The sequence below is a fragment of the Advenella sp. genome, from assembly GCF_052108595.1.
GTDB lineage: Bacteria > Pseudomonadota > Gammaproteobacteria > Burkholderiales > Burkholderiaceae_B > Advenella.
Window position 1 is genome coordinate 11458 of record NZ_JBQEAU010000105.1, and the last position, 5044, is coordinate 16501.

5 protein-coding genes are annotated in these 5044 nt (G+C 56.9%); 3 read left to right on the plus strand and 2 right to left on the minus strand.

Features of this window, described 5'->3' with window-relative positions; all coding sequences use genetic code 11:
* Positions 1 to 109 precede the first annotated feature (109 nt).
* Positions 110 to 763, minus strand: a complete 654-nt coding sequence (locus ACTIKR_RS16455) for a glutathione S-transferase family protein (RefSeq protein WP_193087177.1) — start codon at positions 761 to 763, stop codon at positions 110 to 112.
* Between the two features lie 646 nt (positions 764 to 1409).
* Here ACTIKR_RS16455 and ACTIKR_RS16460 point away from each other — a divergent pair.
* From ACTIKR_RS16460 to ACTIKR_RS16470, 3 genes are all read left to right on the plus strand, one after another.
* Positions 1410 to 1760 carry a VOC family protein gene (locus ACTIKR_RS16460; RefSeq protein WP_193087178.1) on the plus strand — a complete coding sequence of 117 codons (351 nt, stop codon included), beginning with the start codon at positions 1410 to 1412 and terminating at the stop codon, positions 1758 to 1760.
* A gap of 97 nt (positions 1761 to 1857) precedes the next feature.
* Entirely contained in the window at positions 1858 to 3744 is a 1887-nt protein-coding gene (locus ACTIKR_RS16465) for a DUF294 nucleotidyltransferase-like domain-containing protein (RefSeq protein ID WP_193087179.1), read from the plus strand.
* 54 nt (positions 3745 to 3798) lie between these two features.
* Positions 3799 to 4506, plus strand: a complete 708-nt coding sequence (locus ACTIKR_RS16470; protein ID WP_193087180.1) for a 3'-5' exonuclease — start codon at positions 3799 to 3801, stop codon at positions 4504 to 4506.
* A 286-nt stretch (positions 4507 to 4792) separates the two neighbouring features.
* Here the strand turns inward: ACTIKR_RS16470 and ACTIKR_RS16475 are convergent.
* On the minus strand, positions 4793 to 5044 hold a 252-nt coding region (locus ACTIKR_RS16475; protein WP_442328405.1), incomplete at its 5' end, for a DUF2818 family protein.

A 5044-nucleotide genomic window follows, 5' to 3' on the forward strand; every position in this document is an offset into this window, starting at 1 on the left:
GCTAATCGCTTTGGCAACACGCTGATCAACCCTCGCTGCACGCCATACAGCCGCCAGGCACGCGCCTTTTGGCCACCGGCACCGCTGCGTGTAGTACACCATGCACGCTTTAATCGGCCGGCACTTGCCCGGTGAATGCAGCAAATTGCGCAGCGAACGCCCGCTTGAAAGCAGGTCGCGCCTCGCCTCGCGCCACATAGGCGGACAGGTTCGGGTATTCGGCCAACAGGGTCGATTCCTTCAAAATGCGCAGCACCGTTATCACCAGCAGGTCACTGACACTGAACTGGTCTTCAATCCAATCAGCCTGTCCAAGCCGGCGACTGAATTGTTCCAGCCGGGCCCGCACCCGCTCCTGCAGAATATGCTGGCGTTGCTCATACCAGCTTTGGTCGGACTCCAGGACAGTGGCCATGGTCCATTCCCAGATCGGTGGTTCGATGGAGTTGAGCGCGGCAAACATCCAGGCAATACCACGCGCCCGAGCATTGGGATCTTCCGGCAGCAGTTGCGCATGCTGCTGGGCAATATGCAGCACGATTGCGCCTGACTCAAACAGAACCAGGTCGCCTTCTTCATAACTGGGTATCTGTCCGAAAGGATGCTGCGCATAATACCCGGGCTCTTTCAAGTCTGCAAACGACAGGTAACGTACAGAATAAGGTTGCCCGGCTTCTTCAAGCGCCCAGCGCACACGCATATCACGCGCCAGCCCCCTGCCGCCATCGGGAGAGTGCGCAAAGGCAGTGATGGTGGGAGTCATTGCACTACGGCGGCAAGGCGGCGCCTGCGACCTGGCCTTGCGTATTGGACGACGATAGCGTTTGCCACGATCATTGCTCCTCCCGGTTCAATAGTACACTTCAGTTTGTACTTCAGCTGCACCCCGCCTGCACGGCTGCATTTCAGTTTGAACTTCAGCGTGTCACGATGCGAAACAGATTAACAATCGATCCGTAGCGCGTCAAGACCATGACTTCAGCCACTCTTGCTGCGCGCTTGCCCATTGCCGCCCTGGCCGTTTCACCGACGCAGGCGAGCACAGCCGCGACAGTCTGCAGTCTGACAAAGCAACGCTGACCCGGCAGCCAGCACCGCAAAAGGCGACATATACAGGCCAACCTGACCGAAACCACAACCTATGCCTAAACCAACCACGCAAACCGACCAGCGCCAATGTGCAATATGCACTGTATGCGCTTGCGTCCAGATCAGTTAAAATCATTGAAATCAACGGTGAAGCGCTGCCAGAACGACCCCATTAACCAATACCGGGCCACAGGGGCAGCAGTCCATCTGTCCGGCCGCAGGTCAGCGCAAGGACTGTTAAATACCCGACACACAAGCCCTTTGTCGCCAACGCCGTCAAGCCGTGGCCAACGCACTCCCGCTGAGAGGGAACCGGATCCATGAAAGTCAAACGTATTGTCGCCAATATCCAAAGTCCCAATGTCGCTGCCGCCAAAGCGTTTTATCAGGACGTCCTGGGCCTGGACCTGCTGATGGACCATGGCTGGTTGGCCACTTACGGTTCGGGCCAGACCATGCAAACACAACTGAGTATCGCCAGTGAAGGCGGATCAGGGGCCCCGGTACCCGATCTATCCATTGAAGTTGACGATCTGGATGAGGCCCTGCAACGTTGCGAGGCGGCAGCCATTACACCCGAATACGGGCCGGTGACCGAGCCCTGGGGGGTGCGCCGCTTTTACGTGCGCGATCCCTTTGACCGCCTGGTCAATATTCTTGTTCATCTCTGAATGACGCAAGCAGGTATAAAATAACCCTGAAATAACCTTGCCCATGACGGGATCGCATACTGCCCGACAGACGACAACCCAATGCCAGGGACACATCATGCAGTTGAATCAGGCCATTGTTGAGCATCTCAAACGCTTCTCACCCTTTCAGAACATGCAGGGGCACGTACTGGAAGCACTGGCGTGCCGACTGACCATCAATTACTTCGCCAAGGGCGAGACCATTATCCCGGCCAACGCGCCACCACCTGAAACCTTCTATATCGTCAAACAGGGTATTGTCCAGACCGAACAGCTGGCCAGTTCAGCCCGTCAGTATCGCAATACGTTCGAATTGCACGAAGGCGAATGCTTCCCCCTGGGCGCGATCCTGGCCAGTCGATCCCCTGGCAGTCAGTTTGTCGCGGCGACCGATACCTTTGTCTATGAACTGAGCCTTGCAGGCTTTGCCCAACTGCGCGCAGAATCGCCCGTTTTCCGGGATTATTGCGAACAGCGCACCGCCCTGCTTCTTGAATACTCCAAACAGATTATCCAGGCGCAATACAGCCGCAGCAGCGCTGAACACCCGGCGCTGACCATGCCCCTGCAGCAACTGATCCGAAGAGAACCTGTGACCTGTTCGTCCAGCCTGCCTCTGCACGACGTCTTGCAACACATGAAGGAACAGCAGGTGGGTTCCATCATCGCGGTAGACGACAATAAGCAGGCCGTCGGCATTTTCACGTTGCAGGACCTGCTTACCCGGGTGGCGCTGCCGCAGGCCGATCTGGATGCACCCTTTGCCAGCTATATGACGGCTGCGCCTGTTTCGCTGCCGCCGGACGCACCTGCCTCCGAAGCCGCGCTCATCATGGCCAAGCGCGGATTCAGGCATATCGTGGTTGCCGATGCCGACACTGGCAGGCTACGCGGGATGGTATCGGAAAAGGACCTGTTCTCGCTGCAACGAATCAGCCTGCGGCAAATCAATCTGCGCCTGCAGGCAGCCCAATCGGTTCAAGATGTAGCCGCCTGCTGCGAAGATATCCGCAAGCTGGGCGACAATATGATGGCTCAGGGTATCGCCGTAGAGCAGATTACGCAGATTATTTCGGCCTTGAACGATCTGACGCTAAGCCAGCTTTCCCGCTTGATGCGCGAACGGCACCCGCAGGTGCAGACCCTGGATTATTGCTGGCTGTCGCTGGGCTCCGAAGGTCGCATGGAGCAGATGCTCTATACCGATCAGGACAACGGCATTCTCTTTAGCGCCAACGATGCGCAGCAAGCCCAAGCGGCGCGTCCTATCCTGCTGGCGTTTGCAAAAGAGGTCAATCAGGCGCTGGATACCTGCGGCTTTCCCTTGTGCAAAGGCAATATCATGGCGTCGAACCCGCAATGGTGCCTGAGCACCGAAGAATGGCGAGCCCGCTTCAGCGCCTGGATCAGCAGCCCCGATCCTCAGGCAATCATGCATTCGACCATCTTCTTTGATTTTCGTGCGCTTGATGGCAATGAGCAACTGGCCACGTCACTGCGCCAATGGTTGAATCAGACGCTAACACAACACCCGCTGTTCCTGCGCTTTCTGACCCAGACTGCGCTGTCACGCAAACCACCACTGGGTCTGTTCCGTGATTTCGTGACCAGCCAGGATAACACCGTGGATCTGAAGACTCAGGCGGCTGTGCTCTTTGTTGACGCCGCACGCATACTGGCGCTGCAGACGGGCAGCAGCCACACCAATACGGTGCTGCGCCTCAAAGAAGCAGGACCGAAAACCGGACTGCGACAGGAACAGGCCGACGCCTACGCCGAAGCATTCCTGTACATCCAGTTATTACGAATGCAATTACATCATCAGGCAGCCGCAAAAAATCAGCCCTACACCAACCAGATCGATCCTGGCACGCTGAATGCCCTGGATAATCGGATCCTGCGTGAAGCCTTCCGGCTGGCCAAGTCCCTGCAAAGCATGCTGGCGGTCAAATATGCACTATAAGACGCTGCCACAGCCATCAGGGACGTACCGATTAGCCGTCAAGAGGCAACAGACATGAGTTTGCGGGGTTTTTTCCATTCGCGCAATTCACATCCACGTCCTGCCTCGCTGCAAGCGCGCTTCGAGGCGTGGTGCGCGCTGCCGCAACCCGTTGGTGCCCAGGCGGTTCACGACAGCAGAATCGTTGTGCTGGACGTGGAAACCAGTGGCCTGAATCTAAAAAAAGATACCTTGATCGCGATTGGCGCGGTTGCCATCGAGCGCGGGCGCATCATGCTGGACGATGCCTTCGATATTGTTCTGCGGCAAGAGCAGATCAGCAGCAAAAGCAATATTCTGATCCATGGCATTGCCGGTGGCAAACAACGCAACGGCATTGAGCCGGCCGAGGCCCTCATGCAGTTTCTTGAATACATCGGCTCCGATCCCCTGTTGGCCTTCCACGTCGCCTTTGACCAGACCATGCTCGAAAAAAGCCTGAAAATGTGGCTACAAACCGATCTTAAAAAAAGACAATGGATAGACCTGGCCTATCTGGCCCCTGCCCTGTTGCGCGAGCAAGCCTTGAATCACAGAACGCTGGACGACTGGATGCGCCTGTTCCAGATACACAACCATCGGCGTCACAACGCAGTGGCCGATGCATTGGCTACCGCCGAGCTGTTTCTGTGCATCAACAAGAAATGCGAGCAACAGGGCTGGCGCACGCTCAACACCCTGGGCGCCGCAGAACGGCAGTACCGACAAATACTCGGGCAGTAGACAGGCGAAGGACCGCTTGATCGCCGCTTACGCTTCCGTGCATTGCTATGCAGTGCGGTGTAGTACGGTGGAATAAAGTGTGGCAGTATAGCGGTGTGGCGCTGTGATGCACCGCAGGGCGACGTCACAGAAAACATACAAGCAACGCCAAATGCCTACACGTAGATATAGGCATCGCATCGCCAGGGACATAAACGCAGGCCTATACATCGCATTGCCGGTATCCATAAAAAAATCCCGGCCAGTGCGCGCACTGCCAGGATCCGGTCTGCTAGCCAGCTTGCCTTCAGGCCGTTTTATGTCGCCCGGGATGCTTCATCAGATGGCGCCAGACAAAGCCCGGGTAAGCCAGCACCACGTACAGACACGCCGCAATGGCGTAGAACTCCCAGTTTTTTACTGAAGGGTTCGCGTAGTTGGCCTCGATGGCAAAGCCGATGGCGCCCACAACAAAATAGCCAACCAGTACTTCCAGCAGGCGCGTACTGACATGCTTGACCGGCACGTGTGGCGTGACCACGGTGCCGGGCACATAGAG